The organism is Kitasatospora sp. NPDC050463 (assembly GCF_040655255.1).
GTDB lineage: Bacteria > Actinomycetota > Actinomycetes > Streptomycetales > Streptomycetaceae > Kitasatospora.
Genome location: NZ_JBFAJO010000008.1, coordinates 70,649 through 87,177 on the forward strand (window position 1 = coordinate 70,649; position 16,529 = coordinate 87,177).

The 16,529-nt window shown below is 74.4% G+C and carries 6 protein-coding genes; all 6 read right to left on the reverse strand.

Features of this window, described 5'->3' with window-relative positions; genetic code table 11:
* Positions 1 to 85 precede the first annotated feature (85 nt).
* The 6 genes from AB0J08_RS07640 to AB0J08_RS07665 all read right to left on the reverse strand — a co-directional run bounded on the left by AB0J08_RS07640 (position 86) and on the right by AB0J08_RS07665 (position 16,501).
* Positions 86 to 913, reverse strand: a complete 828-nt coding sequence (locus AB0J08_RS07640) for a shikimate dehydrogenase (RefSeq protein ID WP_360628491.1) — start codon at positions 911 to 913, stop codon at positions 86 to 88.
* On the reverse strand, positions 910 to 2,349 hold the full coding sequence (locus AB0J08_RS07645) for a 3-deoxy-7-phosphoheptulonate synthase class II (RefSeq protein ID WP_360628495.1): 1,440 nt from the start codon (positions 2,347 to 2,349) through the stop codon (positions 910 to 912). Before AB0J08_RS07645 ends, AB0J08_RS07640 begins: the two co-directional genes overlap by 4 nt.
* The gene (locus AB0J08_RS07650; RefSeq protein WP_360628498.1) at positions 2,346 to 3,422 is read right to left on the reverse strand and encodes a 3-dehydroquinate synthase family protein; all 1,077 of its coding nucleotides are present in this window, start codon (positions 3,420 to 3,422) and stop codon (positions 2,346 to 2,348) included. Before AB0J08_RS07650 ends, AB0J08_RS07645 begins: the two co-directional genes overlap by 4 nt.
* Positions 3,423 to 3,591: 169 nt before the next feature.
* Positions 3,592 to 4,935 carry an NAD(P)/FAD-dependent oxidoreductase gene (locus AB0J08_RS07655; RefSeq protein WP_360628501.1) on the reverse strand — a complete coding sequence of 448 codons (1,344 nt, stop codon included), beginning with the start codon at positions 4,933 to 4,935 and terminating at the stop codon, positions 3,592 to 3,594.
* 54 nt (positions 4,936 to 4,989) lie between these two features.
* Positions 4,990 to 5,769: an arylamine N-acetyltransferase gene (locus tag AB0J08_RS07660; protein ID WP_360628504.1), complete on the reverse strand. Its 780-nt coding sequence runs from the start codon at positions 5,767 to 5,769 to the stop codon at positions 4,990 to 4,992.
* 97 nt (positions 5,770 to 5,866) lie between these two features.
* Positions 5,867 to 16,501: a type I polyketide synthase gene (locus AB0J08_RS07665; protein WP_360628507.1), complete on the reverse strand. Its 10,635-nt coding sequence runs from the start codon at positions 16,499 to 16,501 to the stop codon at positions 5,867 to 5,869.
* Positions 16,502 to 16,529: the final 28 nt, after the last annotated feature.

Consider the following 16,529-nt stretch of genomic DNA (forward strand, 5'->3'; position numbering starts at 1 on the left):
TATTGCGGCCTCACAGTAGGCGCCGCCCTCGGCGCCCCGCATCCCTCGTTCTGGTAGTCGTCGGCCGCGGCCTGCTGATCAACGGTCAGCACAGCCCGAAGAATGCGCGGTACTCGTCCACTTGACCGTTCAACATGTGGATTCCGTGGTGGACGTCGAGCCCCAGGGCGGCCGCCTGCCGCAGGAGCGGCGTCTCCCGCGGTTTCATGATGATGTCCGCCACCACGCCGCCGGGGGCGAGGGCGTCCGGCCGGAACGGCAACGGGTCGCCGGGGCGCAGGCCCAGCGGGCTGGCGTTCACCGCGATGTCGCTGTCGTGCAGGGGCGGTTCGGCCGCGGCGCGGACCCGGCCGGGCCAGTGCTCGGCCAGCCGTGCGACGAGCGCGGCCAGCCGGGGCCCGTCCGGGTCGGTGACGGCGAGCCGCTGCGCGCCGGCCGCGAGCAGGGCGGCCGCGATGGCGCTGCCCGCCCCGCCGGCGCCGGCCAGCGCGACCCTGCGGCCGCGGACGTCGTGGCCGGCCCGCGCCAGGCCCGCCACGAAGCCGGAGCCGTCGAAGTTCTCCGCGAGCCAGCCGCCGTCCGGTTCGCGCCGCAGGACGTTGGCGGTGCCGGTGATCTGCACGGTGCGGCTGCGCCGGTCGGCGAGCCCGGCGGCGGCCGCCTTGTGCGGCACGGTGACGAACAGGCCGTCGAGGTTGCCGATGTGCTGGAGGCCGCGGACCACCGTCGCCAGGTCGCCCGGCCGGGCGTGCACCGGGACGAGTACCGCGTCGATGCCCAGCCGTGCGAACAGCGGGTTCAGCAGCCCGGGTGACTGGACCTGGACGACCGGGTCGCCGAGCACGGCGTACAGCCTGGTGGCACCGCTGATGGGCGTGGACCGCGGAGCGGCGGCCTGCGGAGTGTCGGTCATCGTGGCCTCTCGGGGCGGGGGGCGGTGCCCGGCGCGAACCGCCCGGCGAGGAGCTCCGCGACGGTGAAGGCGAGTTCCATCGACTGCTCGGCGTTCAGGCGGGGGTCGCAGGCGGTCCGGTAGCGACGGGGCAGGTCGTGCTCGGTGATCCCCCGGGCACCGCCGAGGCACTCGGTGACGTCCTCCCCGGTCGCCTCCAGGTGGAGGCCGCCGGGGTGGGTGCCGAGCCGCCGGTGGACGTCGAGGAAGCCGGCGATCTCCGCCACCACGTGGTCGAAGTGACGGGTCTTGTACCCGTTGTCCGCGGTGCGGGAGTTGCCGTGCATCGGGTCGCACTGCCAGACCACCTGGTGACCGGAGGCGGTGACCTTCTCGACGATCGGCGGGAGCACCTCGCGCACCCGGGCGTGCCCCATCCGGCTGATCAGCGTCAGCCGTCCGGGGGTCCCATGCGGGTCGAGCCGGCGCACGTACTCGACCGCCTGCTCGGGGGTGGTGCCCGGGCCGATCTTCAGCCCGATCGGGTTGGCCAGCAGCTCCGCGAAGGCGATGTGCGCGTCCTCCGGGCCGCGGGTGCGCTCCCCGATCCAGAGGAAGTGCGCCAGCCCGCTGGAGAGGAGCGGCTCGGGCCCGTCGTCCGCCACCCGGAGCAGGGCGCTCTCGTAGTCCAGCAGCAGGGCCTCGTGACTGACGTAGATCTCGCTCTGCCGGGCCGTCCGCCCGCTGGCCCCGAGCCCGTCCAGGAGGCGCAGGCCGCGGCCGATCTCCTCGACCGCCGGCGCGTGGCGGCGGCCGGCGGGCGAGCTGCGGACGAAGTGGAGGTTCTCGGCGTGCAGGGCGTGCGGGTCGCCCAGGTCCTCCCGGCAGAGCCGGCGTGCGACGGCCATCGTGCGGGCGGCGTCGGCGTGGGCCAGCAGCATCCGCTCCGGGTCCGGGGTGCGGGCGGCGAGGGTGGGCTCGACACCGTTGACGATGTCGCCGCGGTAGACCGGCAGGCCCTGCGCGTCGACCTGCTGGGAGCGCGGTTTGGCGTACTGTCCGGCGGCCCGGGCGACCGGCACCACCGGCAGGCCGGTGGCGTGGGTGAACACCAGCGCCATCCGCTTCAGCAGGCCCAGGTTGGCGCGCAGGTGCGACTCGGTGTTGTCGGCGAAGGTCTCCGCGCAGTCCCCGCCCTGGAGCAGGAAGGCCTCACCCCGGGCGACGGCCGCGAGCCGTTCGGACAGCCGCGCGGTCTCGGCGGGCGCCACGATCGGGGCGGCGGTGCGCAGTCGGCCGACCACCTCCCGCGCCCGGGCCCGGTCCGGCCAGTGGGGCTGCTGGGCCGCGGGTCTGGCCAGTGCGGCGGCGAGGCGGTCGGCGAGCAGCCGCTCCGCCGGGCGCCCGGTCCGCTCCGGCGCCCGCTCGTCGGGTGACGGCCGTGGTGAGTACGTCATGTCACCGCCGCTCCCGTCCCGGCGGGCCGGTCGGCGCCGGGCCCGACGAGCCGGGCGAGCGGTTGCCGCGGCATCCGCGCCAGCGCCTGTTCGACGGCCCGCTCGGGCACGTCGTGGACCAGTTCCGCCCCCTCGGGGCCGTCCAGGACGAAGGCGAGCCCGCTGAGGGCCTTCTTGTCCCGCCGCATCAGGCGGACCAGTTCGGCCGGATCGACGCCCTCGGGCAGCGCGCCGGGCAGGCCGTAGGAGGCGACGACCTCCCGGTGCTCGTCCACCCGGGCCGGGTCGATCCGGTCCAGGACGCCCGCGAGCAGGCCCGCGAAGACCGTGCCGACGGCGACCGCCTCGCCGTGGCGCAGCGCGAAGTCGGTGGCCACCTCCAGGGCGTGGCCCAGGGTGTGGCCGTAGTTGAGCAGGTGCCGCAGGCCGGTGTCGCGTTCGTCGGCCGAGACGATGCCGGCCTTGAGGGTGACGCTGGCGGCGATCCGGTCGGCCAGCGCGAGGGGGCGCAGGTCGCCGGCGCCGATGAAGTGGCAGCGGGCGATCTCGCCGAGCCCGTTGAGCAGTTCGCGGCGCGGCAGGGTGGTCAGGTAGTCGGTGTCGCAGAGCACCGCGGCGGGCTGCCAGTAGGCGCCCACCAGGTTCTTGCCGGACGGCAGGTTGACGGCCGTCTTGCCGCCGACGCTGGCGTCCACCTGCGCCAGCAGCGTGGTCGGCAGGTGCACGACGGGCACCCCGCGGTGGTAGAGCGCCGCGGCCAGGCCGACGACATCGGTGGTCGTCCCGCCGCCGCAGGAGACCACGGCGTCGGACCGGGTGAGCCCGAACCGCACGAACTCGGCGCAGAGCGCCTCGACGGTGGCGAGGTTCTTGTCCGGCTCACCGTCCCGGGCGGGCAGCAGCAGGGTCTCGACACCGGTGTCGGGCACCCACTGCGCGGGCCGCGCCGACACCACGGCCACCCGCCGGGCACCGAGGCCCCGGATGACCTCGGCCAGCGAGGAGCGCACTCCCGGGCCGATGAGCACGTCGTACGAACGGTCGCCGATGCGCACCGGAACTTGTTCTCTCACGCCGCTTCAACCTGTTCTGTAGCCGTGGAACGCCGACTTTTCGGTGCTGCGCCCGCTGTTCCCGCGACGGTGCGCCCGCTGTTCGGTGGTACGCGCACCCCGGGCCTCGCCCGGGGCCCCGGCGGCGCTCGGCCACTGGGATCCCGGGCGTGCGGGGGCGCTCCGGCCGTTACTGGCCGGTGGTCACCCGCAGGATGCGGGCCTCGGCCCGCTCCTTGCGGTCGTGCTCGTCGAGCTGCGGGTAGGACGGGCAGCCGAACACCCGCTGGAAGGGCGCGAAGGTGTCCCACTCCGGACGCCGCCGCATCTCCTGCGCGACCGCGTTGTGCTCGCTCCAGAAGTCGCCGCCGATCAGCCGGATCAGGTAGCGCTCCAGTGCGTCGCGCGAGGTGGTCCGGCCCGCGTCGGCGGCCACCGAGACCAGCTCGCCGTCGTAGAAGGCGTGGATGAGCCGGATGTAGGTGTCGTACCCGGTCTTGAAGTAGTTCGAGTACTCGTCGATCAGCCGGTCCGCGTCGGCCGGGGCCTTCAGCGCCGCGTCGATCGTCTCGGCGGCGCGGGTGGCGGTGGCCGTCGCGACGAGCACCCCACCGGAGAACATCGGGTCGCCGAAGCAGCCCGCGTCGCCGACCATGACCCAGCCGGGGCCGGTGACGGTGTCCGCGTGGTAGCAGTAGTCGGTCTCGATCTTGAGGTCCATGCTGGGGCGGGTGCCGGTCAGCCGCGCGGTGATCCGCGGCACCCGGTTGAGGTGCTCCTCGAACGCCGCCTCCGGCGTGCTCGCGCGGAACACGTCGCGCGGCATCACGGTGCCGACGCTGATGACCTCCTTGGAGATCGGGATCGCCCAGACCCAGCCGTCGTTGTGCGCGCCGACCTGGATGTCGCCCTCGGCCCCGAGGTTGTGCTTCTCGTCGAGGCCCTCGTAGTGCCGGAACACCCCGACCATCCGGAGCTTCTCCAGCGTCTTGCGGAGGCCGAACTTGTTGGCGATCCGCCCGGCCCGGCCGCTGGCATCGATCACGTAGGACGCCCGGACCTCGTGCTCCTCGCCGTCCTTCTCGTAGCTGACGCCGACCATCCGGTCGCCCTCCATCAGCAGGTCCTTGACGCCGGCGCCGAGGTGGACCTCGGCGCCCGCCTTGGCCGCCTCCTCGACGAGCATCGCGTCGAACCTGGCGCGCTCCACCTGGAAGGCGCGGTCGAAGCGCCCCTCGCCCTGCTTGCTGAAGTCCGCGCGGAACACGCCGGAGAAGAACTTGGTCTCCGTCGGGTCGATGAATTCGCCACCGAACTTCGGGACGTAGCCCCTGGACTCCAGCGCCTCACGCAGACCGATCCGGTCGAAAAGGCCCATCATGTAGGGCAGCAGGGACTCGCCTATGTGGAAGCGCGGAAACTCGTCGCGCTCCAGGAGCACCACGGAATGGCCCTGCTTGGCCAGGACGAAGGCGCTGACCGCGCCTGCCGGACCGCCGCCGATGACAACCACATCGGCCGAGTTCTTCGCCATTGGATTCCCTTCGTGAATTCGTCGTACATCGCCTGCGAATGGTGTTCCTGCGGGTCAGGGGAGGTCCCCGGACACGATGGTGCCGACGAGCAGGCGGTGCTCGTCGTCGTCGACGACGGTGCGGACCCGCTCCCGTCCGTCCCGGACCGTCAGGTGCCGCCGGCCCTTCAGGACGACCTGGCCGTCCTCGAACGCCCGGCCGTAGAGGACGCCCTGCATGTCCCCCTCGGGGGGCGGGGCCGGATTCTCCCGGGCGCGGTCCTCCAGCTCCTTCCAGTCGCTCCACCGCCGGGGCAGCAGCCGGAAGGTGTAGACGACGCTCCAGCGGGTCACCCGCCCGCGCCGCTGCAACGCGAAGTCGCCGTCGCCTTTGTCCACCAGCCGGTACTGGCAGCCGAACTGGGTCTGCACCGCGTCGGTGACGAGCAGCGGTTCGAGGTAGGACGGCCCCGGGTAGCCCACGTCGACCAGCCACTCGGCACCGTCCAGCGCCACCCGGACGAACATGTGCTCGACCTCGGTGCCGAAGTTCTCCCTGCCCTCGGCGGTACTGGCCGCCATCAGGGAGACGTCGTAGCCCAGGGCGCCCAGCAGCCGGAAGAACAGCCGGTTCAGCTGGAAGCAGGTGCCTCCCCGCCCCTCGACGACGGCCGTCTCGAACACGGCGTCCTCGTCGAGGTCGACGAGGTTGACGCCGTCGGTGAAGTCCTGGGCGGCGATGTTGTACGGGATCGCCATCAGGTGCCGCTTGTGCAGCGTCCGCAGCGTCTCGATGTCCACGCCCGTCCGCCCGGCGCACCCGATGTGCCGGAGGTAGGCGTCCGCGTCGAACATGTCGTCATCTCCTCTCTTGTTCCCGGGCCGGATCAGGGCCGGATCGGGGTGGGTGGTCGGGCGGCCGGTCACCGGGCCGCCGGTCCGTCGTGACGACTCAGAGCGAGAGGGCCGCGACGCCCCCCGCGTCCTCGCCGAACATGCGATCTTGCATGTGCGCGACAATCATCCCCGGCGTCGGATGATCGAAAACAAGTCCTGCCGAGAGCTTTCGGCCCATCAGTTCACCCAGCCGGTTACGCAGTTCGAGCGCGGTCAGCGAGTCGAAGCCGATCTCGAAGAGCCCCTGGTCCACGTCGATGTGGTGCGAGGCGCCGTACCCGAGGACGAGAGCCACCTGGGCGCGGACGACGTCCAGCAGGACCGCCGTCCGCTCCGCCGTGGGCAGCCCGGTCAGCTGCTCGGCCAGCCGGCGCCGCTCGTCACCGGAGACCGCGGCCCGGGCCAGCTGCCGGCTCGCCCGCACCAGCCCACGCAGCAGCGGCGGAGCCTCGCGCCCGGCCGCGGCGTCGGCGCGCAGGGCCCGCAGATCGAGCTTGGCCGGCACCAGCAGCGCCCGGTCAGCGCGCAACGCGGTGTCGAACAGCTCCATGCCCTCGGCCGGCGTCATCCCCAGCAGGCCGCCCCGCCGGTTCAGCCGGCTGCGGGTCAGGTCGTCGGTGCCGGCCGCCATGCCGGAGTCCTGCTCCCACAGACCCCAGGCCAGCGACAGCGCCGGCAGACCGGCCGCCCGGCGCCGGGCCATCAGCCCGTCCATGAAGGCGTTCGCCGCCGCGTAGGCACCCGTGCCCGCACCCAGGAACACCGCCGACACCGAGGAGTAGACCACGAACGCGTCCACCTCCGGCGCCAGCTTGCGGGTCAGCTCGTCCAGGTGCTGCGTCGCGGTCACCTTCGCCGCGAACACCCGCTCCAGCCGCTCCCGGTCGACCTCACCGATCACCCCCGCGTCGAACAGGCCGGCGGCGTGCAGCACGGCGGTCAGCCGGCGCCCGTCGCGCTGGACGGCGGCCAGCAGTTCCGCCACCGCCTCCCGGTCGGTCACGTCGCAGGCCGGCACCGTCACCGACTCGGCGCCCAGCCCGCGCAGCTCGGCCACCAGCTCCCGGGCACCCTCCGCCTCCAGGCCGCGCCGACTGGTCAGCACCAGACGGCGCACGCCGTGCCGGGTGACCAGGTGCCGCGCCAACACCGCGCCCAGCGACCCCGTACCACCGGTGATCAGCACCGTCCCCGCCGCATCCAGCACCGGCTCCGCACCCCGCACGACCGCCGCCCGCGCCAGCCGCGGCACGTACAGCGCCGCACCACGCACCGCGACCTGCGGCTCCCCGACCGCCAGCACCGGGCCCAGCAACGACTCGACGTCCACCGGATCGGAGGCGTCGGTGTCCAGCAGCACGATCCGGTCCGGGTTCTCCGCCTGCGCCGCCCGGACCAGGCCCCAGACGGCGGACCCGGCCGGGTCCGCCACCGTGGCGTCACCACCGGCGGGCACCGCGCCCCGGGTGACGACCACCAGCCGGGTCTCCTCCAGCCCGGCGCCGGCCAGCCAGGTCTGGACGACCTCCAGCACCCGGTCCGTCACGTCCAACGGACTGTCCGCGTCACCGCCGGTGACCGCCTCCAGGATCGCCGTCTCCGGGACGTCCGCCCCGGACAGCGCGTCCTCCGCGAGCGTGGCCACCTCCTCGGCGGTGGACAGCCGCACCCAGGACGGCGAGGCGGCGCCCCCGGCCCGCGGCACCTCCGTCCAGTCCACCGCGAACAGCGAGTCACCGCCCGTACGGCCCGCCGCCGCGCCCAACTGCTCGGCGGACACCGGCCGGAACACCAGCGAGTCCGCCGTCAGGACCGCGCCGCCGGTCTCGTCCACCGCCTCCAGCGACAGGGCGTCCGGCGCCGGCTGAGCCACCCGAACCCGCAGCGACGAGGCGCCCGCGGCGTGCAGGACCAGCCCGTTCCAGGCGAACGGCAGCATCGTGCGGCCGTCGCCCGTACTCAGGAACGCCTTCGCGTGCAGGGCGGCGTCCAGCAGCGCCGGGTGGATGCCGAACCCGGCGGCGGCGCCCCGCTGGTCCTCCGGCAGGGCGATCTCGGCGAACACCTCGTCGCCGCGCCGCCACGCCGCCCGCAGGCCGCGGAACACCGGCCCGTAGACGTAGTCGTGCTCCAGCAGCCCGGCGTAGAACTCCTCCGGGCCGATCTCCACCCGCTCCGCGCCGGGCGGTGGCCAGGCCGTGAAGTCGAACCGGGAGCCGGCGGCCCTCGCCGTGGCGGTGAGGACGCCGGTGGCGTGGCGGGTCCACGGCTCGCCGACGGCCTCCTCGGGGGTCGAGTAGACGGCCACCGTGCGGGAGCCGCTCTCGTCGGGGCCGCCGACGGTGACCTGCACCCGGACACCTCCCTGCGCGGGCAGGATCAGCGGGGCCTCGATCACCAGCTCGTCCAGCGTGCCGCAGCCGACCTCGTCACCGGCCCGCACCGCCAGCTCCACCAGACCGGTACCGGGCAGCAGGACGACGTCGCCGACGGCGTGATCGGCCAGCCAGGGGTGGGTGCGCAGCGACAGCCGGGAGGTGCACAGCACCCCGCCCGTCTCCGGCACCTCCACCACCGCGCCGATCAGCGGATGGTCGACACCCGCCAGGCCCAGGGAGGTCGCGTCGGTGGCGGCCGCGGTCCTTTCGAGCCAGTAGTGCTGGTGGTCGAAGGCGTAGGTCGGCAGGTCCACCTCGGCGGCGCCGGCGCCGGCCGGCAGGACACCGGTCCAGTCCACGGCCACGCCCCGGACGAAGAGTTCGGCCATCGAGGTCAGCAGCCGGCGCAGGCCACCCTCCTCCCGGCGCAGCGAGCCGGTGACCAGGGCCTCGGCCCCGGTCTCGTCCACGACCTCGTTGATCGGCTGGACCAGCACCGGGTGGGCGCTGGCCTCCACGAACACCGTGTGGCCCTCGGCCAGCAGCGCGGCGACGGCCGGACCGAAGCGGACCTGGCCGCGCAGGTTCCGGTACACGTAGCCGCCGTCGATGACGCCGGCCTCGCGGACCCAGTCGCCTGTCACCGTGGAGAAGAACGGGATCTGCGGCGCCCGGCCGCGGATGTCCGCGAACGCCTCCGCCAGCGTCTCCTCCAGGGCCTCGGCGTGCCGGGTGTGGGAGGCGAAGTCCACCGCGACCCGGCGCACCCACACCCCCTCGGCGGCCAGCACCTCGACGGCCTCGTCCACCACGTCGAGATCACCGGCGACCACGACCGACCGGGGACCGTTGACCACTGCGACCTCCAGCCGGCCCGACCAGCGCTCCAGCCGGGCCGCGGCCTCCGCCTCGGAGAGCGCCACCGACGCCATGCCACCACGCCCCGCGAGGCTCCCGCCGATCACCTGGCTGCGCACCGCCACGATCCGGGCGGCGTCCTCCAACGAGAGCGCACCGGCCACGCAGGCCGCCGCGATCTCGCCCTGCGAGTGGCCGACCACCGCGTCCGGCCGCACCCCCACCGAGGCCCAGACGGCCGCCAGACCGAGCATCACGGCGAAGCTCGCGGGCTGCACCACGTCGGCGCGGTCCAGGATCTCGGCGGGCGCCTCGCCGCGCAGCACCTCCTCCAGAGACCAGTCCACCCACGGGCTCAGGGCCCGGGCGCACTCCGCGATGCGCGCGGCGAACACCGGCGAGGAGTCCAGCAGTTCACGGCCCATACCGGCCCACTGCGCACCCTGGCCGGGGAACACCAGCACCGTCCGGCCCGCGCCCGAGGCCGCGGCGCTGCCGGTCACCACCGCCGGGCTGCCCTCGCCGCGCGCCAGCGCGGCCAGCGCGGCCGACGCCTCCTGCGACGAGCCGGCCACCACCACCGCGCGCTCGGACAGCAGCGCCCGCCGGGAGCGCAGCGCGCCCGCCAGTGCCGCCGGGTCGACCGCCCCCGCGAGGGCCGTCAGCCGCCCGGCCTGGCCCGCCAGCGAGACGGCGCTCTTCGCCGACACCACCAGCGGCACCACCGCGTCGGGCACGGCCTCGACCGCGACCGGCTCCTCCTCGGGCACTTGCTCAAGGATCACGTGCGCGTTCGTCCCGCTCAGGCCGAAGGAGGAGACCCCGGCCCGGCGCGGCCGGTCGCTCTCCGGCCACGGGCGGGCCTCGGTCAACAGCTCGACGGCGCCCGCCGTCCAGTCCACCTGCGAGGACGGCGCGTCCACGTGCAGGGTCGCGGGCATCACGCCGTGCCGCAGCGCCTGCACCATCTTGATCACACCCGAGACGCCGGCCGCCGCCTGCGCGTGGCCGATGTTGGACTTCAGCGAGCCCAGCCACAGCGGACGCTCCGGGTCGCGGCCGCGGCCGTAGGTGGCCAGCAGTGCCTGCGCCTCGATCGGGTCCCCCAGCACCGTCCCGGTTCCGTGCCCCTCCACCAGGTCGACATCGGCGGTCGACAGTCCGGCCGCGGCCAGGGCCTTGCGGATCACCCGCTGCTGCGAGGGGCCGTTGGGCGCGGTGAGGCCGTTGGACGCGCCGTCCTGGTTCACCGCGCTGCCGCGCACCACCGCGAGCACCCGGTGGCCGTTGCGCCGCGCCTCGGAGAGCCGCTCCAGCACCACCACACCCGCGCCCTCGGCCCACCCCGTACCGTCCGCCGCGTCCGCGTAGGACTTGCACCGGCCGTCCGTCGCCAGCGCCTTCTGCCGCGAGAACTCCATGAACATGCTCGGGCTGGACATCACCGTCGAACCGCCGGCCAGCGCCAGCGAGCACTCGCCCTGGCGCAGCGCCTGGGCGGCCAGGTGGATCGCCACCAGGGACGACGAGCAGGCCGTGTCCACGGTGACCGCCGGGCCCTCGAAGCCGAACACGTACGACACCCGGCCCGACGCCACACTCGCGCCGGCGCCGGTCAGGGCGAAGCCGCCCAGCTCCGCCGGCACGTTGCCACCGGCGTAGTAGTCGACGCCCATGATGCCGTTGAACACCCCGACGTCGGTGCCCTTCAGCGAACCCGGATCGATGCCGGCCCGCTCCATGGCCTCCCACGAGGTCTCCAGCAGCAGCCGCTGCTGCGGGTCCATGGCGAGTGCCTCGCGGGGCGAGATCCCGAAGAAGGCCGGGTCGAACAGCGGTGCCTCGTGCAGGAAGCCGCCCTGGCTGACGTAGGAGGTGCCCTCGTTCTCCGGATCGGCGTCGAACAACTCGTCCAGGCCCCAGCCGCGGTCGGACGGGAACAGCGACACGCCGTCCCGCCCCTCGGTGACCAGCTGCCACAGGTCCTCCGGGGTGGCCACGCCGCCGGGGAGCCGGCAGGCCATGCCGACGATCGCCACCGGGTCCGCCGGGTCGTGCACGGCCGCCACGGGGACGGCCGGGCCCGCCGCGACCGCCGTCCCGTCGAACTCGCCGTCCAGGTAGCGGGCCAGGGCGAGCGGGGTGGGGTAGTCGAACACGGCCGTGGCGGGCAGGTTCAGGCCGGTGGCCTCACGGAGGCGGTTGCGCAGTTCGACCGAGGTCAGCGAGTCGAAGCCGGCGTCCTTGAACGCCCGCTCCGCCGCGACGTTCGCCGCACCCGCGTGGCCGAGCACCGACGCGACGTGCGTACGGACCAGCTCCAGCAGCTGCGCCTCGCGCTCGGCGACCGCCAGCCCGGCCAGCCGGGCGGCCAGCCCGCCGCCGCCACCGGCCGCGGCGGACCGCGCCGCCTGCCGGCCCGGACGCACCAGGCCCTGCAGCAGCGGCGGCACCCCGGCACCGGCCGTGGCGGCCGCGCGCAGGGCCCGCAGGTCGAGCTTGACCGGCACGAGCAGCGCCCGGTCGCCGTGCAGCGCGGTGTCGAAGAGCTCCATGCCCTCCGCCGCCGTCAGCGGCTGGGCGCCGCCGCGCCGGTTCATCCGGCTACGGGACAGCTCGTCCAGGTCGGCGCCCATGCCGTCGGTCTGCGCCCACGGGCCCCAGGCCAGCGACAGCGCCGGCAGACCGGCCGCCCGGCGCCGGGCCATCAGGCCGTCCATGAAGGCGTTCGCCGCCGCGTAGGCACCCGTGCCCGCACCCAGGAACACCGCCGAGACCGACGAGTACGCGATGAACGCGTCGAGGTCCGGGGCGAGTTCGCGGGTCAGCTCGTCCAGGTGCTGCGTGGCGGTCACCTTGGGCGCGAACACGCGCTCCAGCCGCTCCCGGTCGACCTCGCCGATCACACCGCCGTCGAAGACACCCGCCGCGTGGACCACGGCGGTCAGCCGGCGCCCGTCTCGCTGGACGGCGGCGAGCAGTTCCGCCACCGCGTCCCGGTCGGTCACGTCGCAGGCCGGCACCGTCACCGACTCGGCGCCCAGCCCACGCAGCTCGGCCACCAACTCCCGGGCACCCTCCGCCTCCAGGCCGCGCCGACTGGTCAGCACCAGATGGCGGACACCGTGCCGGGTGACCAGGTGCCGCGCCAACACCGCGCCCAAGGACCCCGTACCACCGGTGATCAGCGCCGTCCCCGCCGCATCCAGCACCGGCTCCGCACCCCGCACGACCGCCGCCCGCGCCAACCGCGGCACATACAGCGCCGCACCACGCACCGCGACCTGCGGCTCCCCGACCGCCAGCACGGCGGCGAGCAGCGGCTCGACGTCCGTGCCGGGCGCGGTGTCGGTGTCCAGCAGCACGATCCGGTCCGGGTTCTCCGCCTGCGCCGCCCGGAGCAGACCCCAGACGGCACTGCCCGCCGGGTCGGTGACCGCGGCGTCGCCGCCGGCGGGCACCGCGCCCCGGGTGACGACCACCAGCCGGGAACCCTCCCAGCCGGCGCCGGCCAGCCAGGCCTGGACGACCTCCAGCACCCGCCGGGTCAGGGCGAGCGGGGTGTCGCCGGCGCCGCCGGTGACCGCCTCCAGCCAGACGGCCGCGGGCGCCTCGGTGACCTCCGTACCCGCGAACAGGGTCGCCACGTCCTCCGGGGTGGCGACCCGGGCCGGGGCCGGGCCGGCTTCCGTCGCGGACGGGGCGGCGAGTTCGGCCCACTCCACCCGGAACAGCGCATCGGTGCCCGGCGCACCGGCCGCCGCCTCCAACTGCTCGGCGGAGACCGCCCGCGAGACCAGCGAGTCCAGCGTCAGGACCAGCCCGCCGGTGTCGTCGACGGCCTCCAGCGACAGGGCGTCCGGCGCCGGCTGAGCCACCCGAACCCGGACCGAGGACGCGCCCGCCGCGTGCAGGACGAGCCCGTTCCAGGCGAACGGCAGGCGCACCACCGGCTCCTCGCCCGGCTCACCGTCCGTCTCCCCGTCCGGCCGGACGCCGCTCAGCGCGGCCGCCGCGTCCAGCATGCTGGAGTGCAGCGCGGCGTCGAGCAGACCGGGGTGGATACCGAAGCGGGCACCCTGCTCCCGGAGTTCGTCCGGCACGGCGACCTCGGCGAAGACCTCCTCGCCGCGCCGCCAGACCGCGCGCACGCACTGGAACGACCGGCCGTAGGCGTAACCCGCCCGGGCGAGCAGGTCGTAGCCGCCGGTGATGTCCACCGGCTGCGCGCCGGGCGGGGGCCAGGCGGTGAAGTCGAACGCGGGCGTGGCGGCGCCGGCCGTCGTCGGCAACAGCGTGCCCGTGGCGTGCCGGACCCAGGCGTCCGTGCCGTTCGCGGCGTCCCCGGCGTCCTCGCGGGCCGAGTACACCTCCACCGTGCGGGCGCCGTTTCCGTCGGGGCCGCCGACGGCGACCTGGACGCGCAGGCCGCCGTGCTCGGGCACCACCAGCGGTGCCTCGATGACCAGTTCGTCCAGCGCACCGCAGCCGACCTCGTCACCGGCCCGCACCGCCAGCTCCACCAGACCGGTACCCGGCACCAGGACGACGCCGCCGACGGCATGGTCGGCCAACCAGGCGTGCGTCCGCAGGGACAGCCGCGAGGTGAACACCAAGCCGTCGGACTGCGGGAGTTGGACGATCGCGCCGAGCAGCGGGTGATCGGCCCTGCCCTGGCCGAGCGAGGCCGCGTCGAGGCTCGGGGTGGCCGGGAGCCAGTAGTGCTCGTGCTCGAAGGCGTAGGTGGGCAGGTCCAGATGGGTGGCCGTGAAGCCGGCGGGCAGGGTCTTCACCCAGTCCACCTCGACGCCCCGGACGAAGAGTTCGGCGACCGACGCGAGCAGGGTGTGCGCCTCGGGGCGGCCGTCGCGCAGCGCGGCCACCGCCACCGCACGGCCGTCGAGCGTCTCGTCCACCACGCCGCTGAGCGCGGCACCCGGGCCGAGCTCGACGAAGACCGCGTCACCGACCTCGGCCGCCGCCGCGATGCCCTCGGCGAACCGGACCGGGCGGCGGACATGGTCCACCCAGTAGGCCGGGTCGGCCAGTTGACCCGACTCGGCCGGACGACCGGTGACGTTCGAGATGATCGGGACCTGGGCCTCACCCCAGGAGACCTCGGCGAGCACCGCGGCGAACTCCGCCAGCATCGGCTCCATCAGTGCCGAGTGGAAGGCGTGCGAGACCGTCAGCCGCTTGACCTTGCGGCCCTGCGCCTGCAGACTCTCGGCCGCCTTCAGCACGGCCGCCTCCTCACCGGAGAGCACCACCGACGACGGACCGTTCACCGCCGCCAAATCCACACCGTCACCCAGGAGTTCGGCGACCTCCGCCTCCGTGGCGGCCACCGCCACCATCGCACCACCCTCCGGCAGCGCCTGCATCAACCGGCCACGCGCGGCCACCACCGCCGCCGCATCCGCCAGCGACAACACACCCGCCACATGCGCGGCCGTGAGCTCACCGATCGAGTGACCCAGCACCGCGTCCGGCCGCACCCCCCACGACTCCACCAGCCGGAACAGCGCCGTCTCCACCGCGAACAGACCCGCCTGGGCGTAGACGGTCTGATCGAGCGACCCGGCCGTACCGAACACCACATCCTTGACCGAGTACTCCACCCAGCCCGCCAACCGCGCGTCCAACGCCGCACACACCGCGTCGAACGCCTCGGCGAACACCGGGAACCGCTCCGCCAGCTCGCGACCCATACCGACCCGCTGCGAACCCTGCCCCGGGAAGACGAGGACCACCCTCCCCGGACCGCCGGACGGCGAAGCGCTGCCGGTCGCCCCGGCGGGCGCGGACTCGCCGCGCGCCAGCGCGGCAAGGCCCGCCAGCGTCTCCTCGCGCGAACCGGCCACCAGGACCGCGCGCTCGCCCAGCACCGCCCGCTGGGCGATCAGCGCACCCGCCACCGCGACCGGCGCCCCGGCCCCGGACGCCTCGGCGCTCTCGACGAAGGCCGCCAGCCGCCCGGCCTGGCCGGCCAGGGCCGTCGCCGAAGCCGCCGACAGGACCAGCGGAACCACCGCGTCGGGCGTGACCTCGACCGCCACCGGCTCCTCCTCCGGCGCCTGCTCCAGGATCAGGTGCGCGTTGGTGCCGCTGACACCGAACCCGGACACACCCGCCCGGCGGGGGCGGCCGGTCTCCGGCCACTCCTGCGCCTCGGTCAGCAGCTCCACCGCACCGGCCGACCAGTCCACCTGCGAGGACGGCGCGTCCACGTGCAGGGTGGGCGGCATGACACCGTGCCGCAGCGCCTGCACCATCTTGATCACACCCGACACACCGGCCGCCGCCTGGGTGTGACCGATGTTCGACTTCAACGACCCGAGCCGGAGCGGCCGCTCGACGGGCCGGTCCTGACCGTAGGTGGCCAGCAGCGCCTGCGCCTCGATCGGGTCACCCAGCACCGTCCCGGTGCCGTGCCCCTCCACCACGTCCACATCGGCGGTGGTCAGACCCGCGTTCGCCAGCGCCTTGCGGATCACCCGCTGCTGCGAGGGGCCGTTGGGCGCGGTCAGACCGTTGGACGCGCCGTCCTGGTTCACCGCCGACCCACGCACCACCGCGAGCACCCGGTGGCCCTTGCGGCGGGCCTCGGAGAGCCGCTCCAGCACCACCACACCCGCGCCCTCGGCCCAGCCGGTACCGTCGGCCGCGTCCGCGTAGGCCTTGCACCGGCCGTCGGCCGCCAGGCCGCGCTGGCGCGAGAAGTCGATGAAGAGACCGGGCGTGGCCATCACGGTCGCGCCGCCGGCCAGCGCCATCGAGCACTCACCGCGGCGCAGCGCCTGGGCCGCCAGGTGGATCGCCACCAGCGAGGACGAACAGGCGGTGTCGAGCGTGACCGCCGGGCCCTCGAAGCCGAACACGTAGGAGATCCGGCCCGACGCCACACTGGCGGCCGCTCCCGTCCCCGTGAAGCCCTCCAGCTCGGGCGGCACGCTCCCGCCGGCGAAGTAGTCGACGCCCATGATGCCGTTGAACACCCCGACATCGGTGCCCTTCAACGTGGCCGGGTCGATGCCGGCCCGCTCCAGCGCCTCCCAGGACGTCTCCAGCAGCAGCCGCTGCTGCGGGTCCATCGCCAGCGCCTCACGCGGCGAGATCCCGAAGAAGCCCCCGTCGAACAGCCCGGCCCGGTGCAGGAAGCCGCCCTGGTCCACGTAGGAGGTGCCACGGTTCTCCGGGTCCTCGTCGAACAGCCCGTCGAGGTCCCACCCCCGGTCGGTGGGGAAGGCCGAGACGCCGTCACGGCCCTCGCTGACCAGGTTCCAGAGCCCCTCGGGGCTGTCGACACCACCGGGCAGCCGGCACGCCATACCCACGATCGCCACAGGCTCGCTGGAGGCGCTGACGAGTTGGCGGTTCCGCTTCTTCAGCGAGCCGACCTCTTCGAGCGACTTCCGTAGCGCCTCGACGAGCTTCTCGTATGAAGTACTCACTTCACTGCCCCCATCACGTTGTACCGCA

Coding starts and splice junctions, on each gene's coding strand:
- AB0J08_RS07655 (WP_360628501.1), bottom strand. CDS start 4,935: ATGGCGAAGAACTCGGCCGATGTGGTTGTCATCGGCGGCGGTCCGGCA.
- AB0J08_RS07645 (WP_360628495.1), bottom strand. CDS start 2,349: ATGACGTACTCACCACGGCCGTCACCCGACGAGCGGGCGCCGGAGCGG.
- AB0J08_RS07660 (WP_360628504.1), bottom strand. CDS start 5,769: ATGTTCGACGCGGACGCCTACCTCCGGCACATCGGGTGCGCCGGGCGG.
- AB0J08_RS07640 (WP_360628491.1), bottom strand. CDS start 913: ATGACCGACACTCCGCAGGCCGCCGCTCCGCGGTCCACGCCCATCAGC.